The sequence below is a fragment of the Nonomuraea sp. NPDC049309 genome, from assembly GCF_043196965.1.
Lineage (GTDB): Bacteria > Actinomycetota > Actinomycetes > Streptosporangiales > Streptosporangiaceae > Nonomuraea > Nonomuraea fastidiosa.
In genome coordinates this window covers 2,926,633-2,943,153 of record NZ_JBICSH010000001.1, presented here as the reverse complement: position 1 = coordinate 2,943,153, position 16,521 = coordinate 2,926,633, and the positions used below count along the sequence as shown (strand labels likewise).

Annotated in this window: 14 protein-coding genes; 10 read left to right on the top strand and 4 right to left on the bottom strand. The window is 71.4% G+C overall.

Going from position 1 to position 16,521, the window contains the following annotated elements; all coding sequences use genetic code 11:
• The first annotated feature begins 41 nt into the window (after positions 1-41).
• The 3 genes from ACGFIM_RS13000 to ACGFIM_RS12990 all read left to right on the top strand — a co-directional run bounded on the left by ACGFIM_RS13000 (position 42) and on the right by ACGFIM_RS12990 (position 2,844).
• The gene (locus ACGFIM_RS13000) at positions 42-836 is read left to right on the top strand and encodes an NAD-dependent epimerase/dehydratase family protein (protein ID WP_393199194.1); all 795 of its coding nucleotides are present in this window, start codon (positions 42-44) and stop codon (positions 834-836) included.
• Positions 837-946: 110 nt separating this feature from the next.
• Positions 947-1,909, top strand: coding sequence for a LacI family DNA-binding transcriptional regulator (locus ACGFIM_RS12995; RefSeq protein WP_393199191.1), 963 nt, complete (start codon positions 947-949; stop codon positions 1,907-1,909).
• Entirely contained in the window at positions 1,906-2,844 is a 939-nt protein-coding gene (locus ACGFIM_RS12990) for an aldose epimerase family protein (RefSeq protein ID WP_393199188.1), read from the top strand. The genes ACGFIM_RS12995 and ACGFIM_RS12990 overlap by 4 nt, the downstream gene beginning before the upstream one ends.
• A 1-nt stretch (position 2,845) precedes the next feature.
• On the opposite strand, the gene ACGFIM_RS12985 is transcribed toward ACGFIM_RS12990, so the two are convergent.
• Positions 2,846-5,299 (bottom strand): SpoIIE family protein phosphatase, encoded by a 2,454-nt coding sequence (locus tag ACGFIM_RS12985; protein WP_393199185.1) that lies wholly within the window; start codon positions 5,297-5,299, stop codon positions 2,846-2,848.
• A gap of 201 nt (positions 5,300-5,500) precedes the next feature.
• Here ACGFIM_RS12985 and ACGFIM_RS12980 point away from each other — a divergent pair, with 201 nt between their 5' ends.
• From ACGFIM_RS12980 to ACGFIM_RS12955, 6 genes are all read left to right on the top strand, one after another.
• Positions 5,501-8,020 carry a DNA translocase FtsK 4TM domain-containing protein gene (locus ACGFIM_RS12980; protein WP_393199182.1) on the top strand — a complete coding sequence of 840 codons (2,520 nt, stop codon included), beginning with the start codon at positions 5,501-5,503 and terminating at the stop codon, positions 8,018-8,020.
• A 106-nt stretch (positions 8,021-8,126) separates the two neighbouring features.
• On the top strand, positions 8,127-8,873 hold the full coding sequence (locus tag ACGFIM_RS12975; RefSeq protein WP_393199179.1) for a helix-turn-helix domain-containing protein: 747 nt from the start codon (positions 8,127-8,129) through the stop codon (positions 8,871-8,873).
• A 125-nt stretch (positions 8,874-8,998) separates the two neighbouring features.
• Entirely contained in the window at positions 8,999-10,408 is a 1,410-nt protein-coding gene (rimO, locus tag ACGFIM_RS12970) for a 30S ribosomal protein S12 methylthiotransferase RimO (RefSeq protein WP_393199176.1), read from the top strand.
• Positions 10,405-10,980 carry a CDP-diacylglycerol--glycerol-3-phosphate 3-phosphatidyltransferase gene (pgsA, locus tag ACGFIM_RS12965; protein WP_393199173.1) on the top strand — a complete coding sequence of 192 codons (576 nt, stop codon included), beginning with the start codon at positions 10,405-10,407 and terminating at the stop codon, positions 10,978-10,980. Before rimO ends, pgsA begins: the two co-directional genes overlap by 4 nt.
• Positions 10,981-10,984: 4 nt before the next feature.
• Positions 10,985-11,476, top strand: a complete 492-nt coding sequence (locus tag ACGFIM_RS12960; protein ID WP_393199170.1) for a CinA family protein — start codon at positions 10,985-10,987, stop codon at positions 11,474-11,476.
• A 286-nt stretch (positions 11,477-11,762) separates the two neighbouring features.
• The gene (locus ACGFIM_RS12955; protein ID WP_364057295.1) at positions 11,763-12,119 is read left to right on the top strand and encodes a helix-turn-helix transcriptional regulator; all 357 of its coding nucleotides are present in this window, start codon (positions 11,763-11,765) and stop codon (positions 12,117-12,119) included.
• On the opposite strand, the gene ACGFIM_RS12950 is transcribed toward ACGFIM_RS12955, so the two are convergent.
• Both ACGFIM_RS12950 and ACGFIM_RS12945 read right to left on the bottom strand, forming a co-directional pair.
• Positions 12,116-12,895: a DNA-formamidopyrimidine glycosylase family protein gene (locus ACGFIM_RS12950; protein WP_393199167.1), complete on the bottom strand. Its 780-nt coding sequence runs from the start codon at positions 12,893-12,895 to the stop codon at positions 12,116-12,118. The two genes, ACGFIM_RS12955 and ACGFIM_RS12950, sit on opposite strands and share 4 nt — an antisense overlap.
• A 284-nt stretch (positions 12,896-13,179) precedes the next feature.
• Positions 13,180-13,629, bottom strand: coding sequence for an RrF2 family transcriptional regulator (locus ACGFIM_RS12945; RefSeq protein WP_393199164.1), 450 nt, complete (start codon positions 13,627-13,629; stop codon positions 13,180-13,182).
• 183 nt (positions 13,630-13,812) lie between these two features.
• Between ACGFIM_RS12945 and ACGFIM_RS12940 the strand changes: the two genes are divergently transcribed.
• Complete coding sequence (locus ACGFIM_RS12940) at positions 13,813-14,994, top strand: ROK family protein (RefSeq protein WP_393199161.1); 1,182 nt, start codon at positions 13,813-13,815, stop codon at positions 14,992-14,994.
• 19 nt (positions 14,995-15,013) lie between these two features.
• Here the strand turns inward: ACGFIM_RS12940 and ACGFIM_RS12935 are convergent, their stop codons facing one another.
• Positions 15,014-16,462 carry a glycoside hydrolase family 3 protein gene (locus ACGFIM_RS12935; protein WP_393199158.1) on the bottom strand — a complete coding sequence of 483 codons (1,449 nt, stop codon included), beginning with the start codon at positions 16,460-16,462 and terminating at the stop codon, positions 15,014-15,016.
• Positions 16,463-16,521: the final 59 nt, after the last annotated feature.

Below are 16,521 nucleotides of genomic sequence, written 5' to 3'. Positions count from 1 at the left end.
AGGATGTGAATTTGCGTCAGAATCGTGTACACCATGGAGTCATGCGCATTCTCATGACGGGAGCCGCGGGAAAGGTCGGGAAGCTGCTCCGGCCCCGGCTCGCCCGCGAAGGTCGAACGCTGCGGCTTTCCGATATTCATCCGGTGGAGCCGGGACCCGGCGAAGAATGGGTGACGGCCGATCTCGCCGACCCCGACGCCGTGGCCGAGGCCATGAAGGGCGTGGACGCGGTGCTGCACCTCGGCGGCCAGAGCAGAGAGCATCCCTGGGCCGACATCGTGCGCGCCAACATCGAGGGTACGCAGGTGCTGCTGGAAGCCGCACGCGCGGAGGGCGTCGAGCACCTCGTCCTCATGGGCAGCCACCACGCCGCCGGCTTCCACACCCGCCCGAAGGACGGCGCGGACCTGCCCGACTACGCCTTCCCGCGCCCCGACACCTTCTACGGCGTGAGCAAGGTCGTCATGGAGGCGCTCGGCAGCCTCTACCACGACCGCTTCGGCATGCACATCACCGTCGTCCGCCTCGGCACCTGCAACGAGGCCCCCGTCGACACCCGCGGCCTGGCGACCTGGATCTCTCCCGACGACCTGGCCCGGCTCGTCGAGGCCGGCCTGACCGCCGAGGGCTACCACGTCGTCTGGGGCGTCTCCGACAGCCCCCGCCGCTGGTGGTCGCTGGAGGAGGCCAAGGCCATCGGGTACGTCTCGCAGGACTCCTCCGAGCGGTTCGCCCCCGCTCTCATCGCCGAGCAGGGCGAGCCCGACCTCGGCGACCCGGTGCACGACCGCGCCGGCGGTGTCTTCACCCTTAACGAGCTCGGCGGGAAGTGGTGAAATCGGGCATAGGGTGTCGCCCGTGGCAGCAAACGGTTGCAGAAACCTTGACGCCGTTACCCGGCAAGGCCAGGGTTTACTGAGGCAACCGTTTGCAAGGGAGGACGGCGATGGCGGCGACGATCAAGGACGTGGCCCGTGCCTGCGGCGTACACGTGTCCACCGTGTCGCGCACCTTCTCCGCGCCGCACCTGGTCAACCCCGCCACCAGGAGCCGCGTGCTGGAAGCGGCCGACGACCTCGGCTACCGGCCCAACCGGGCGGCCAGAGCGCTCACCACCGGCCGCACGTTCAACATGGGCCTCATCGTGGCCGACATCGCCAACCCGTTCTTCCCGCCGCTCATCAAGGCCGCGCAGGCGCAGGCCAGAGGGCGCGACTACCACGTGTTCGTGGCCGACACCGACGAGGACCCGCGCGTGGAGGAGGAGCTGATCAGGACGTTCACCAAGCAGGTGGACGGCGTCCTGCTGTGCAGCCCCCGCCTGTCCAACAAGATGATCGAGCGCCTGGCCGAGGACGTGCCGTTCGTGGTGATCAACCGGCGCATCAAGGGCATGCCCGCCGTGCTCATGAACGTCGCCCAGGGCGCCAAGCTCGCGCTCGAACACCTGGCCGGGCTCGGCCACCGCAGGATCGCGCTCGTCTCCGGCCCGATCGGCTCCTGGACCAGCAACGAGATGCAGGGCGTGGCCGCCGAGACACCCGGGCTCGACCTGATCTTCTTCGGCCCCAACCAGCCGACCGAGGCGGGCGGGCTGTCCGTGGCGCCCGAGGTGGCCGCCTGCGGCGCCACCGCCGTGCTGGCCTACAACGACCTCATGGCGCTCGGCCTCATCGAGGGCCTGGCCGCGATGGAGATCGGCGTGCCTGATCAGATAAGCGTGATCGGATTCGACGACATCCTGCCGGGGCGGCTCAACCGCCCCAAGCTGACCACGGTCGCGATGCCGGCCGCGCAGGCGGGCAGAATGGCCGTCGATCTGCTCCTGCAGTCGGGGGGCGAGGGCGCGACGGTGACCCTCGACACCGCCCTCATTGTCCGCGAGTCCACGGGAAGGGCACAGAAATGATCTTCGGGACGCTGCCGTCTGGCCGGCAGGTCGAGCAGGTGGAGCTGTCGTCGGGGCGGCTGCGCGTCGAGGTGCTCACGTACGGCGCGATCGTGCGCACGCTGGAGGTCTCGGGCCGCAACGTCGTGCTCGGGCTCGACACGCTCGACGACTACCGCACCCGCAGCCGCTACTTCGGCGCCATCGTCGGCCGCTACGGCAACCGCATCGCCGGCGGCCGCTTCACCCTCGACGGCACCGAATACCGGCTGCCCGTCAACAACGGCCCCAACAGCCTGCACGGCGGCACCGAGGGCTTCGACAGCAAGGTGTGGACGATCGCCGACCGCGGCGACTCGTCGGTGACGCTGACCCTCGTCAGCCCCGACGGCGACCAGGGCTACCCGGGCACGCTGACCGCGTCGGTGACGTACACGCTGGAGGACGACGCGCTGCGCATCGACTACGTCGCGGAGACCGACGCGCCGACCGTGGTCAACCTGACCAACCACTCCTACTTCAACCTCAAGGGCGTGGGCGTGGGCGACATCCGCGACCACGTCATCCGCATGGAGGCCGACCACTACCTGCCGGTGGACGCCGACAAGATCCCCACGGGCGAGCTCGCGTCGGTCAAGGGCACGCCGTTCGACTTCACCGAGCCGCACGCCGTGGGCGAGCGCTACGACGGCGCCTACGACCACTGCTTCGTGCTCAACGGCGGCATCACGGTCACCGCCGGCGGCCTGACCATGGAGGTCACCACCACCGAGCCGGGCGTGCAGTTCTACTCGGGAAGCATGCTCGACGGGGAGGAGACGCCGTACGGGCCGTTCGCCGGGCTGTGCCTGGAGACCCAGCACTTCCCCGACTCGCCGAACCAGCCGCAGTTCCCCTCCACGGTGCTGCGGCCGGGCGAGCGCCGCACCTCCACCACCACCTACCGCTTCATCTAGGTCATCCAGCCGGTTCGCGGGGCAGGGCGGCGGCGGCCTTGATCACCAGCAGGGCCACGTCGTCCTGCGACGGCTCGGGCGCGAACGTCTCGACGGCGTGCCGCACCCGCTCGGCCACGCCGCGCGCGCTCAGTCCCGTGCAGCCCGACAGCAGCGCGGCCAGCCCGTCGTCATCGTCGAGCAGCCGGTCGCCGTTGCGCCGCTCGGTCACCCCGTCGGTGACGCACAGCAGCACCTCCTCGGGCGCCAGCTCGAACGTCTCCACATGGAAGCGGGCGCCCGCCTCGATGCCCAGGAGAAGCTGCGGTGTCGCCATCGCGCTGACCTCGCCGTCCGGCCGCAGCCGCAGCGGCGGCGGGTGACCGGCCGAGGCGATCGTGCACAGCGCGCCGCCCTGCGGCAGCGGCGTCAGCTCGCCGTACAGCAGGCTGAGGAACCTGCTCTCGTCGCCCTCTTCGAGGAGCGCGTTGTTGAGCCGGTCGAGGATGTCGGCAACCGTGTAGTGCTCCTTGGCGAGCAGGCGTACGGCGTGCCTGGCCAGCCCGGTCACCGCGGCCGCCTCGGGGCCGCTGCCGCACACGTCGCCCAGCGCGAAGCACCAGTGGTCGCCGACCGTGAACAGGTCGTAGAAGTCGCCGCCGACGTCGGCGCCCTCCTCGGCGGGCTCGTAGACCACCGCCGACTCCAGGCCGGGCACGGGCGCCACCCGCATCGGCAGCAGGCTGCGCTGCAGCACGCGCGAGGTGGTGGCCTGGCGGGTGTAGAGCATCGCGGTGTGCAGGTTGAGCGCGACCAGCCGGCACAGGTCCGACAGCAGGTCGGCGAGCTCCAGCGGCAGCGTCGGCTCGCTGCGGCCGATCACCAGCGTGCCGTACGACCTGCCCTGCGTGAGCAGCGGGAAGGCCAGCACGTTCTCCTCGCCGATCGGCCAGGAGTCCCCGTCCAGTGCCGTGCGGGGGATGGCGGGCAGCGACGCGCGCAGCCGGGCGTTGTTGCGCTCGTCGCTGTGCCAGACGTGCGCCAGCCTGGTCATGCCGGTCAGGTCGGTGAGATAGACGGCCGCCCAGGTGGCGATCTTGGGCACGACCAGCTGTGCGGTGAGCGCCGCGATCAGCTCCTCGTCGTGCACGCCCGCCAGCAGCTCGCCCGCCTCGGCCAGGAACGACAGCCGCCCGCGGTGCGCCCTGTCCTGCTCGGCCGGCCTGGCCCGCTGCACCGGGGCGGCCACCTGGGCCGCGATGTGCTCCAGGCTCGGCAGCAGATCCCGGCCGAACCGGCCTGGCTCGCCCGCGGTCACCACCAGGTGGCCGATCACCTCGTTGCCGGCGAGCAGCGGCGCGCTCGCCATCGACCTGGCCTTGAGTCTGTCGGCCAGCTCGACGTCGCCGGCCAGCAGGTCGTCCGACAGCACCGGCGTCCTGCGCTCGGGACCGAACGTCCCCGGGGCCAGCACCCCGACCAGGCCCGCCGTCATGCCCGCGCCCGCCGCCACCCCGAACCCCTCGCCGCCCTCGGCGGGCAGCAGCACGTACGCCGCGTCGCCGCCGCTCGACACGTGGGCGATCCGCGCGACCGTCTCCAGCAGCTCGGCGAACGGCATGTCCCGGTCGAGGAGTTCCGTGATCCGCCGGCCCGCCTCGCCACGCGCCGGCGCCGCGGGCGGCATCAGCACCGTCCGGTGCTCGGCGGGCACCACCATCCAGACCGACCTGCGCTCACCGGTGCGGCCGAGGGCGCGCAGCTGGGAGACGTAGACGGGGACGAGCCGGCCGTCGCGGTGGCGCATGCGCGCCTCGCCGCGCCACCGGCACAGCGCCAGCGTGTCGATCAGCGACAGCGCGTACGGCCCGTGACCCTGCCAGGCCACCACATCCTTCAGCGACCGGCCTACGACCTCGCCGGCCTCCCAGCCGAGCAGCCGCTCGGCATCGGTGTTCCAGGACTCCACCACGCCGTCGAGATCGGCTGCCAGCACGCCCACGCGCAGCGTCTCCAGCGGCACGGCGGGCGGCGCGCCCGGCGTCTGGGCGGGCGGCTCCTGCGGCTCGTAGCCGTCGCCGACCTCCATGCGCACCCAGACCCGCTTGGCGCGCGGGGTGTAGGTGACGCCCCACGCGTCGGCGAGCATGCCGGCCAGCGCCAGGCCGCGCCCGGACGCCGCGTCGCCGGACGGCAGGCCCGCGGCGGGCGGGATGGCGCGGGCGGGATGGTGGTCGTCGACCGCGATCTCGAGCCTGGCCGGCGACGCCCCGACGTCGAGCCTGCAGGTCAGCTCGACACCGGTGCCGGCGTGCACCACGGCGTTGGTGACGAGCTCGCTGGTCAGCAGGATGGCGTCCTCGGTCAGATGGCTCAGGCGCCACTCGCCGAGCACCTGGCGGACGAACGTGCGCGCGTGCGCCGGTGCCTGCGGAGTGCCGTCGAAGGCCGTGCTCGACACTCTGGTCGTGTCCACTCTGCCGTCCTAGAACATCACTCGATGTGTCAGTTCGGTCACTCTCAGAGTGGCAGACTGATGCCGTCGATACCTCCGGTTGGGAAAAGGCCGCCATGATCGCCTTCACGCGGGCGGGCGGTCACCTTTCGGGCGTCCGCGTGTCAGGACACCGGCGAGCCTACGCGCGTTCCGGGGTGTCTCCGTCGTACCTTTGGCATCATGGCCACCCGTACGCCGAAAAGCGCATCGAAGGGTCCGGCGAAGCGGTCGACCTCGTCTCGCTCGACCCCCGCCAAGCGCGGGGCGACGCCGGCGGGACGGCCCAGGGCGAAGGGATCCGCGTCCGGCCGTAAATCCCCGGTGACCCACTCCGATCCGATCACGTGGGTGTTCACCATGCTCGGCAAGCTGGTCGTGGGCGTGTGGATGTTGTTCGCCAACGGCATCGGCAGCGCGGCGCGGGCGATCGGCAAGAACGCCCGCGAGCTCGACCCGGCGCATCGGCGTGACGGCGTGGGGCTGACGGTGCTCGCGGGCGCGATCGTGCTCGCGGGCATGACCTGGCGCACCTCCGACGGCGCGGTGTCCGGGGCGGTCAACGCCGCCGTGCGCGGCATCTTCGGCTCGCTGGCCTGGGTGCTGCCGCTGCTGCTCGGCCTGCTGGCCTGGCGCTACCTGCGCCATCCCGACCAGAACGCCGACACCGGCCGCATGGTGATCGGCTGGGCCGCGCTGCTGATCGGCGTGCTCGGCGTCATCCACGTCTCCAACGGCACCCCCTACCCGGCCGGCGAGGGCCAGGGCATGGACAAGGTGTCGGCGGCCGGCGGCATGATCGGGTTCCTGGTCTCCGCGCCGCCGATGAGCATCCTCCCCGCGTGGGTGACGATCCCGCTGCTGCTGCTGTTGTCCGGGTTCGGGGTGCTGGTGATCACCGCGACGCCCGTCCACCGCATCCCCGAGCGGCTGGCCGAGCTCAAGCATCTGCTGTTCGAGCGGCAGGCCGAGCCCGCGACGCCGAAGCCGCAGGCCAAGAAGCGGGTCAGGACGAAGAAGCCGGACGCGGCCGACGGCGGCGAGAGCGGCGACGGCATCAAGCCGTACGACACGCCGGTGCTGGCCGAGAAGGACAAGCGCACCGACCACTCGCCGGAGATCGTGCCGGGTCTGACCGACGAGGAGGACAAGCCCGCCGCCGAGCCTGAGAGACGTCCTGAGCCGCCGCTGCCGACGCCCGCGCCCCGCAAGGTGGAGCAGCTCGTGCTGTCGCCTCAGGCGGGCCCCTACGTCCTTCCCGACCTGTCCTACCTCAAGCCGGGCACCCCGCCGAAGCCGCAGACCAAGGCCAACACGCAGGTGGTCAACGCGCTGACCAGCGTCCTTGAGCAGTTCGGCATCGACGCGCAGGTCATCGGCTTCACCCGCGGCCCGACGGTGACGCGCTACGAGATCGAGCTGGGGCCCGCGGTCAAGGTGGAGAAGGTCACGGCGCTCACGAAGAACATCGCGTACGCCGTCAAGTCCGCCGATGTCCGGATTTTGTCGCCGATCCCCGGCAAGTCGGCCATCGGGGTCGAGATCCCGAACACCGACAAGGACCTCGTGGCGCTCGGCGACGTGCTGCGCTCCCAGGTGGCGCAGGCCGACCACCACCCGATGATCGTCGGCCTGGGCAAGGACGTCGAGGGCCGCACCATCGTGGCCAACCTCGCCAAGATGCCCCACCTGCTCATCGCCGGCGCCACCGGCGCCGGTAAGTCCGTCTGCGTCAACGGCCTCATCACCAGCATCCTCATGCGCGCCACCCCCGACGAGGTGCGCATGGTGCTGGTCGACCCCAAGCGGGTCGAGCTCAGCGTGTACGAGGGCATCCCCCACCTCATCACCCCCATCATCACCAACCCGAAGAAGGCCGCCGAGGCCCTCGAATGGGTGGTGGGGGAGATGGACCGGCGCTACGACGACCTGGCGGCCTCGGGCTTCCGGCACGTGGACGAGTTCAACAAGGCCGTGCGGGCGGGCAAGCTGCAGCCGCCGCCCGGCAGCGAGCGCGTCTACCAGCCGTACCCGTACCTGCTGGTCATCGTGGACGAGCTGGCCGACCTCATGATGGTCGCGCCGCGCGACGTCGAGGACTCGATCGTGCGCATCACGCAGCTCGCCCGCGCGGCCGGCATCCACCTCGTGATCGCCACCCAGCGGCCGTCGGTCGACGTGGTCACCGGCCTGATCAAGGCCAACGTGCCGTCGCGGCTGGCGTTCGCGGTCTCCTCGCTGACCGACTCCCGGGTCATCCTCGACCAGCCGGGCGCCGACAAGCTGGTCGGCCAGGGCGACGCGCTCTTCCTGCCGATGGGCGCGAGCAAGCCGATCCGCATCCAGAACGCGTTCGTCTCCGAGAAGGAGATCGCCGAGGTCGTCAAGCACTGCAAGGAGCAGATGCAGGTCGAATACCGCGAGGACGTCACGGCCGCGCCGGTCAAGAAGGAGATCGACGAGGACATCGGCGACGACCTCGACCTGCTCATCCAGGCCGCCGAGCTGATCGTGACCACGCAGTTCGGCTCGACCTCGATGCTCCAGCGCAAGCTGCGGGTCGGCTTCGCGAAGGCGGGGCGCCTGATGGACCTGCTGGAGAGCCGCGGCGTGGTCGGCCCGAGCGAGGGTTCCAAGGCCCGCGAGGTGCTCGTGAAGCCCGACGACCTCCCCGGTTTGCTGGCAAGCCTGCGTGGCGAATGACCCCAATGCGTGCTTGCACGGCGATAACTGATTGAATATCTCCTACCACGAAGAGTAGTCGGTGTGGTGGGGGGCGTTCGCTGTGCAGGAGCAGAGCATCGGGGCCATGCTGGCGGCAGCCAGGCAGTCGGCAGGGCTGACGGTCGCGCAGGTCAGTGCCGTGACCAGGATTCGCGAGGCGATCATCCATTGCATAGAGCGGGACGAGTACGGCGACTGCGGAGGTGCCTTCTACGCCAGAGGGCACGTCAGGGCGTACGCCAAGGCCGTGGGGCTCGACCCCGAGGCCGTCGTCCACCTCTATGACCAGCAGCACGGCGGGGCTCCGCAGCCCATGCCGGCGTCGTCGGTCTTCCAGGCCGACCGCAAGATCAACCTGCCGGAGCGGCGGGGGCCCAACTGGACGATGGCACTCGGGGTCGCGCTGGCGATCGTCGTGGTCTTCGGCATGATGCGGGTGCTGGGCGGCGGGGGCGACCAGGTCCGTACGGGCGACATGCGCGCCGCGTCGGCCCGGCCGAGCGTCCCGCCCAACACCCCGCTCACCGAGACGCCGCGGCCGTCGCCGTCGAACGCGGCGGCCAAGAACGCCAAGAACATGGTCACGGTGCGTATCAAGGCCAAGCGGTCGTCGTACGTCAACGTGCACGACGCCGACGGGCGCAAGCTCTTCGCCGGCACGCTCAAGGCGGGCAAGACCTCGACCTGGCGGGCGCCGAACAAGGTCAACGTGCTGCTGGCCGACGCCGGAGCGGTGACGCTGCACGTCAACGGCAAGAGGGTGAAGAGCCTCGGAGGCCGGGGAGAGGTCGTGCGGCGCTCGTTCGGGCCGCAGAAGCCGCAGTCGAGATAAGCGTCACAGCGCTTTCTGAGGGCCCTTCCGCGGGCCTTCCGCGGGCCTTCCGCGGGCCTTATGAGCGGCCGGTGGGGAGCCAGTGCATCGGGTGGTGGCCAACTCCCGATACCGTAGTGTTCACCATGTCATCCCGCCGAACCGCATCGCTGATCACTCTGGGCTGCGCACGCAACGAGGTCGACTCCGAGGAGCTGGCCGCGCGACTGGAGGCTGCCGGCTGGCAGCTCGACGACGACGACCCCGAGGTCGTCGTCGTCAACACGTGTGGCTTCATCGAGTCGGCCAAGAAGGACTCGATCGACACGCTCCTCGCCGCCGCCGACTCCGGCGCCAAGGTGGTCGCCGCGGGCTGCATGGCCGAGCGTTACGGCAACGAGCTGGCCGAGGCGCTGCCCGAGGCGAGCGCGGTCATCTCGTTCGACGACTACGCCGAGATCGGCGATCGGCTCGACGACGTGGTCGCGGGCCGGCCGCTCAAGCCGCACACGCCGCGTGATCGCCGCACGCTGCTGCCCATCACGCCGGTCGAGCGGGCCGCGGCGCCCAAGACCGCCATCCCCGGCCACGGGGAGCTGCCCGAGGGCCTGGCGCCCGCCAGCGGGCCGCGCGTGCTGCGCAAGCGGCTCGACGAGAGCCCGGTGGCCTCGCTCAAGCTGGCCTCCGGCTGCGACCGGCGCTGCACGTTCTGCGCCATCCCGGCCTTCCGCGGCTCCTACGTCTCGCGCCGGCCGGAGGAGCTGCTGGCCGAGGCCGACTGGCTGGCCCACAGGGGCGTGCGCGAGCTCGTCCTGGTCAGCGAGAACTCCACGTCCTACGGCAAGGACCTGGGCGACCTCAGATCGCTGGAGAAGCTGCTGCCGAAGCTCGCCGCCGTCGAGGGCATCGAGCGGGTGCGGGTCAGCTACCTCCAGCCGGCCGAGCTGCGTCCCGGCCTGATCGACGTGATCACCGGCACCGACGGCGTGGCCCCCTACTTCGACCTGTCCTTCCAGCACGCCAGCGGCACCGTCCTGCGCAGGATGCGCCGCTTCGGCGACCCCGAGCGCTTCCTCGGCCTGCTGGAGACCATCCGTGAGCGCGCTCCCGAGGCGGGCGTGCGCTCCAACTTCATCGTGGGCTTCCCCGGCGAGACGGAGGAGGAGTTCGCCGACCTGGTGCGCTTCCTCGAACAGGCCAGGCTCGACGTGATCGGCGTGTTCGGCTATTCCGACGAAGACGGCACCGAGGCGGCGAACCTGCCGGGCAAGCTCGACCAGGAGGTCATCGACGAGCGCGTGCGCGTGCTCACCGAGCTGGCCGAGGAGCTGACCGCCCAGCGCGCGGAGGAGCGCATCGGCACCGAGCTCGACGTGCTGATCGAGGAAGACCTGGGCGACGGCGGCTACGAGGGCAGGGCCGCGCACCAGGGGCCCGAGGTCGACGGCTCGGTCACCGTTCAGGGCATCGGCCTGGTCAGAGGGCAGATCGTCCGCGCGGTCGCGGTCGATGCCGAGGGCGTCGACCTGATCGCGCGCATCAAGGCCGGTCCATGAAAAGGGACGAGCGCCGGGTCGTCAGCCCGTGGAACATCGCCAACGTCCTCACGGTCCTCCGGTTGGCGCTCGTCCCCTTCTTTGTCGTCTGTCTCTTCATGCCCGGCGCGGGCTGGCGGGTGGCCGCGCTCGCCGTCTTCGCGGTGGCCTCGATCACCGACCACCTCGACGGGGAGCTGGCCAGGCGCTACGGCCTCATCACCGACTTCGGCAAGATCGCCGACCCGATCGCCGACAAGGCGCTCACCGGGGCGGCGCTGATCTGCCTGTCGATCCTGCAGGAGCTGCCCTGGTGGATCACGGTCGTCATCCTCGGCAGGGAGCTGGGCATCACCGCGCTCAGGTTCGTGCTGCTGCGGCATGCGGTCATCCCGGCCAGCTACGGCGGCAAGGTCAAGACCGTGCTGCAGATCGCGGCGATCGTGCTGTATCTGCTGCCGTTCGTGCCCGGTCCCGTACGGTGGGCGGTCATGGGCGCGGCCGTGGTGGTCACGGTGGGCACGGGCATCGACTATGTCGTCCGGGCCGTCCGGCTGCGTAAAGTGGCCAAGCGGGCGCGTGAGGGGCAGTGAGACGATGGCGGATGCGGCCGAGATGCTCGACCTGCTGGTCGGTGCCGGCGCGACGGTGGCGGTCGCCGAGTCACTGACCGGTGGGCTCATCGGGGCGACGATCACCTCGGTGCCGGGGGCGTCGAAGGCGTTCCGCGGCGGGGTGCTCTCCTACGCCACCGACCTCAAGCACCAGCTGCTGGGCGTGCCTGCGGAGCTGCTGCGGCGCGAGGGCGCGGTGCACCCCGAGGTCGCGGACGCGATGGCGGCCGGGGTGGCGAAGCTGTGCGGGGCGACGTACGGGCTGGCCGTGACCGGCGTGGCCGGGCCGGAGCCGCAGGACGGCAAGCCGGTGGGCACCGTCTACGTCGCGGTCGCGGGGCCGGACGGCCGGAAATGGACGCGGGAATTGAGACTGGAGGGGTCGCGCGAACGTATCAGGGTAGAGACGGTGGACGAGGCAGTCGATCTCCTGTCAGGTGTGCTGAAGGCGAACATAGGGGAACATTCCGGGTGATTACCGTGTTACGTCCCGAGCGAACATGCGAAGTGCGGTCTGACGCGGTGTCGGTGGATACGGGTACGGTGGAGCTGTGAGTGAGGTCCGTGAGCCAACTGCAAGCACCGAGCGCCCGGCAGGCGGGCCTGATGAGTCGCGCAACGAGCCACGAGCGGCGGTTCAGGGCCGGCGACGCCCCATGATGACGGCGAGGAGTATGTACGAAGCTAAGAAGACCGATGTGCGGCACGATCCGATCGCGCGGGGCGTGGTGAAGTCATCCGCGCCGGGGAGGGAGCGACAGATGATTCTGCTGCGTCAGCTGCTCGGCGACGTGCTGAGGCGGTTGCGGGTCCGGCAGGGACGCACGCTACGCGAGGTGTCCACGCTGGCCCGGGTTTCGCTCGGCTACCTCTCCGAGGTGGAGCGCGGCCAGAAGGAAGCCTCGTCCGAGCTGCTCGCGTCCATCTGCGGCGCGCTCGGCGTGCCCCTTTCGCAGGTGCTGCGTGAGGTCTCCGACCAGTTCGCGCTGGCGGAGCTGCAGGCCGCCCCTGTGCTGGCCGACGTGCCCGAGCACGAGCGCCTGGCCCTTTCCGAGTCGGTTCCGGGGTCGATTTCCGACTCCGTGTTCCCCGAGGTCAAGGACATGGTGGCTGCCTAGCGAGGCTGGCAGCCCGCACACCACAGGATCAGCCGTTCCTGTGGCTGCGCCCCCATCTCCCCACGGCTGATGCGGGTGCCGCATCGGCGGCAAGGCCTGCCGGCTCTGCCGTAGACCCAGGTCGCGTTCGCTGGGCGGCGATCCCCTGTGGTCACCGTGCCCGCATGCCCCTTGTTCGCTTCCAGCAGCCGCTGGGCGAGTGACACGACCCCTTCGAGATCTTCGATCTCCCCGACCTTCCGCCACGGCCAGATCCCGCGCAGGAAAAGGGTCTCGGCGCGATAGATCGTGCCGATCCCGGCCAGGTTGCGCTGATCGAGCAGCGCCTCCCCGATGGTCCTGCCGGGCTCCGCTCGCAGTCTCCGCACGGCCTCGTCCACGTCCCAGTCAGGGCCGAGCAGGTCCGGCCCGAGATGGCCCACGAGCCGCCCCTCGTCGGCCGTCCTGACGAGATCGACCATCCCCAGCTTCAGGCCGACCGCCTGCCACTGCTCGTTGGCCAGGATCAGCCGCACCTGGTCGCCGGGCCTGGTGGGGCGGCCGGCCGGCATGACCCGCCAGCTGCCGTCCATGCGCAGATGCGTGTGCACCGTCAGATCGCCCTCGATCCGGGTGAGCAGGTGCTTGCCGCGCGACAGCGTGGTGATGACCGTGCGTCCCGACAGGTCGGCGGTGGCGTGGCGGGGGACGCGGAAGTCCGAACGCACCAGCACGCGGCCGTCGAGCGCGCCCCTCAGGCGCGCGGCCGTGCGGTAGACGGCGTCTCCTTCGGGCACGCCCCCAGTCTAGGAATCGCCCGCGCCTGCGTGCGCCGCCGGGTACTCTCCGTGACCACTCCGGCGGATCATCGCATTCCCGTGGTCGCGCTCGTCGTGATGACGCTCCGGACTTCGCCTCGGCGAAGGGCCTGAGCGGGGCATGCCGGAGATCGCGGACTCACGCGGGGGATCAGGCACCGGCGGACGCCACGGGAAAGCCCCTCAGAACGCTTGTGAGCGCCTCCAGGAGGAGCGGACGGGTTGGTCTCCAGGAAGTGACGCGGAACGCCGGAGAGCGGCTCTCAGTCCCACGCGGCGGGGTCGGCGGCGAGCTGGCGGACGCGCTCGGGCAGGGCACCCGTGGCCACGTGTTCGAGCGTGACCTCCTCGAGAATGGAACGCTCGGTCGCCCGCAGCGCGATCCACACCTGCTGCAGGGACTCGGCGGGCCCGCGGTAGCCGACGTGCTCGGGACGCTCACCGCGCACGTTGGCCAGCGGGCCGTCGACGGCGCGGATGACGTCGGCCAGCGAGATCTCGCCCGCCGGACGCGCCAGCACGTAGCCGCCCTCGGGGCCGCGCTGGCCGCGGACGAGCCCGGCGCGGCGCATCTGCAGCAGGATGTTCTCAAGGTATTTGGGCGGCATGTCCTGCTCCTTGGCGAGCTCGCCCACAGTGGTCGGGCCTGCACCGGCGGCGGCCAGTTCGGCGGCGGCACGGAGGGCGTAGTCGACACGAGCGGATAGGCGCATGTTCACGATTATCCCTCCTGGTCAACACTGGTTAGGCGCAACGACGTCAGATCGGGCGGGAATCCGTGATCCGCGGCCATACCAGGCCAGGCGTCACCTGCGGCGGCGGGCGGGATGTGGAGCGCTAAACTTCCAACAACGTTTTCGATAACAGCCCTTCGAGTTGCGACGGCGGGATTCAGCGTGGAGCGACGCCCAGGAGTGCCCAGACTGCTCAGGGAGATCAACGACCGGGCCGCTCTGGAGCTGCTGCTGGAGACCGGGCCCATGACACGCGGCCAGATCGGCGATCTCACCGGGCTGTCGAAGGTGACGGCATCGCAGACGCTGGCGCGCTTGGAGGAGCGCGGGCTGGTCGAGGTGGTCGGCACGCAGGCGGGCGGCAGGGGGCCCAACGCGGCGCTCTACTCCGTGATCCCCTCCAGCGCGTACGTCGCCGGCCTCGAGGTGGGCCCCGAGCTGATCTCCGCGGCCGTCGCCGACATCCACGGCCGCACCGTCTCCGAGGTCACCGTCGAGCCGGGCGCCGACGACGACCCGGTCCCCGTGGTGCACGACGCCATCGTCAAGGCCTGCCGGGGGGCCAAGCTCAGCCTGTCGAAGCTGCGCGGCATCGTGATCGGCACGCCCGGCGTGGTCGATCCGCGCAGCGGCGACGTGCGCTTCTCGTTCGATCTGCCGGGCTGGCACGAGGGCATCCACGAGGCGCTGGCCGGCGACCTGCGGCGCAAGGTGACGATCGAGAACGACGTCAACCTCGCCGCCATCGCCGAGCGCCACGACGGCGCGGCCAAGGGGCTCGACGACTTCGTGCTGCTGTGGGCGAGCCGGGGGCTCGGCCTCGCCGTCATGCTCGGCGGGCGGCTGCACCGCGGGCGCTCCGGCAGCGCGGGCGAGATCGGCTATCTGCCGGTGCCCGGCGTGCCGCTGCCCGAGGACATCCGCACCGCGCCGGGGCGGCTGCCCTCGCTGGCCGGCGGCCTGCAGTCGCTGGTCAGCGCGGAGGCGGTGACCGAGCTGGCGCGCGGCTACGGGTTCGCGGCGGGCAGCGCCACCGAGTGCGTGAAGGTCGCGGTGGCGGCGGGCGCCGAGGGCGAGCCGCTGCTCGACGAGATCGCACACCGGCTGGCCCTGGGCGTCGCCGCGGTGTGCGTGATCCTCGACCCGGGGCTCGTGGTGCTGGCCGGCGAGGTGGGGCACGCCGGCGGCGAGGCGCTGACGTCCCGCGTGGAGGAGGCGGTGGCCCGCATCTGCCCGGTGCGCCCTCAGGTGGTGACGACCGCGGTGAAGGACGGCAACCCGGTGCGGCGCGGCGCGGTCCTGGCCGCGCTCGAAGAGGCCAGGGAAGAGCTGCTGGCCGGCTGAGCCACGGGCCACCGCACGGTCAGGCGGTGAGCAGCTCCACGGCGGCCTGGGCGTTGGCGCGGGCGGCCCCGTACGTGGCGATGTAGGCGGCGCTGTCCGGCCGCCACACCGGCAGCCCCATCTCGATGACGATCGCGTCGGGCCGTCCGGCCACCAGCGCCGAGACCAGCGCGCGGCTCTCCTCGTGGCGGTGCGCATCCTTGACCACGACGATGAGCGACCGGCCTGCGGCCTTGGCGAGCAGGGCGGGCGCGTCGGCGGCGGCGGGCTTGACGCGGATGACCTCCGCCTGCGGCAGATACGGACCCACGCCCCACGGCACGTCGCCGACGGCGATCGTGGGCGGCGTGTCCACCTCGACCACCAGGGGCTCGACCAGCGGCCCGGCCCGGCCGGTCAGCCGCACGGCGCGGCGGGCGGCGTGCAGGCCGACGCCATGCCGGTCGGCCCGGTTCTGGTCGGGGCGCTCTCCCGAGGTGAACCAGGAGCGCAGGGCGGCGACCCGATCGGCGGCCTGCTCCAGCCGCTCCGCCGGCAGCCGCCCGTCGTCCACGGCGGCGACGATCTCGGCGATGATGGCCTGCACGTCGTCGTACGTGGGCAGCGGCCCCAGGCACAGCAGGTCGGACCCGGCCGCGATGCTGAGCACCGCGCCCCCGGCCAGGCCCACGCTGCGGGTGATGGCCTGCATGTCGAGTGCGTCGGTGACGACCACGCCGTCGTAGCCGAGCTCGCCCCGCAGGAGCTCGGTCAGGGCCGCCGGGGACAGCGTGGCCGGCGTCTCGCCGGTCAGCGCCGGCACCGCGACGTGCGCGGTCATGACCGACTTGGCCCCCGCCTCGATGGCCGCGCGGAACGGCGCCAGCTCGCGCTCGCGCAGCACGTCCATGCCGACGTCCACGACGGGCACGGCCAGGTGCGAGTCCACCCGGGTCGCGCCGTGGCCGGGGAAGTGCTTGACGCAGGCGGCCACGCGTACGGACTGCAGGCCCTCGATGGCGGCGACGGTGTGCCGGGCGACGAGCCCGGGCTCGGGGCCGAACGAGCGGGTGCCGATGACCGGGTTGTCGGCCTCGCTGTTGACGTCGGCGCTCGGCGCCATGTCGAGGTTGACGCCGCAGGCGGCCAGCTCGGAGCCGATGGCGTGGTAGACGCTCCGGGTCAGCTCCACGTCGTCCACGGCTCCCAGGGCGGCGTTGCCGGGGTAGGGGCTGCCGACGTGGTACGCAAGGCGCGTCACGTCGCCGCCCTCCTCGTCCAGCGAGATGACCGGCTCGCCGGCGGAGCGCAGGGCGGTGGTGAGGCCGCGCACCTGGCCGGGATCGGCCACGTTGAACCCGAAGAGCGTCACGCCGCCCAGGCCCTGCTCGAGCTCGCGCAGCACCCACGGGGGCGCCGTGGTGCCCTGGAAGGCGACGAGCAGCGTGCCGGCCGCGAGGCGGCGCAGCCCCCGATCACTCTGACTCATGGCTCCTCATCTGTTGGCTTTGGGAAGGAAGGCACGGCGAAGCGCCGCGCCGGACCCCG

Coding starts and splice junctions, on each gene's coding strand:
- rimO (WP_393199176.1), top strand. CDS start 8,999: ATGTCATCCCGCCGAACCGCATCGCTGATCACTCTGGGCTGCGCACGC.
- ACGFIM_RS12975 (WP_393199179.1), top strand. CDS start 8,127: ATGCTGGCGGCAGCCAGGCAGTCGGCAGGGCTGACGGTCGCGCAGGTC.
- ACGFIM_RS12955 (WP_364057295.1), top strand. CDS start 11,763: ATGATTCTGCTGCGTCAGCTGCTCGGCGACGTGCTGAGGCGGTTGCGG.
- ACGFIM_RS12980 (WP_393199182.1), top strand. CDS start 5,501: ATGGCCACCCGTACGCCGAAAAGCGCATCGAAGGGTCCGGCGAAGCGG.
- ACGFIM_RS12960 (WP_393199170.1), top strand. CDS start 10,985: ATGGCGGATGCGGCCGAGATGCTCGACCTGCTGGTCGGTGCCGGCGCG.
- ACGFIM_RS12945 (WP_393199164.1), bottom strand. CDS start 13,629: ATGCGCCTATCCGCTCGTGTCGACTACGCCCTCCGTGCCGCCGCCGAA.
- ACGFIM_RS12990 (WP_393199188.1), top strand. CDS start 1,906: ATGATCTTCGGGACGCTGCCGTCTGGCCGGCAGGTCGAGCAGGTGGAG.
- ACGFIM_RS12995 (WP_393199191.1), top strand. CDS start 947: ATGGCGGCGACGATCAAGGACGTGGCCCGTGCCTGCGGCGTACACGTG.
- pgsA (WP_393199173.1), top strand. CDS start 10,405: ATGAAAAGGGACGAGCGCCGGGTCGTCAGCCCGTGGAACATCGCCAAC.
- ACGFIM_RS13000 (WP_393199194.1), top strand. CDS start 42: ATGCGCATTCTCATGACGGGAGCCGCGGGAAAGGTCGGGAAGCTGCTC.
- ACGFIM_RS12935 (WP_393199158.1), bottom strand. CDS start 16,462: ATGAGTCAGAGTGATCGGGGGCTGCGCCGCCTCGCGGCCGGCACGCTG.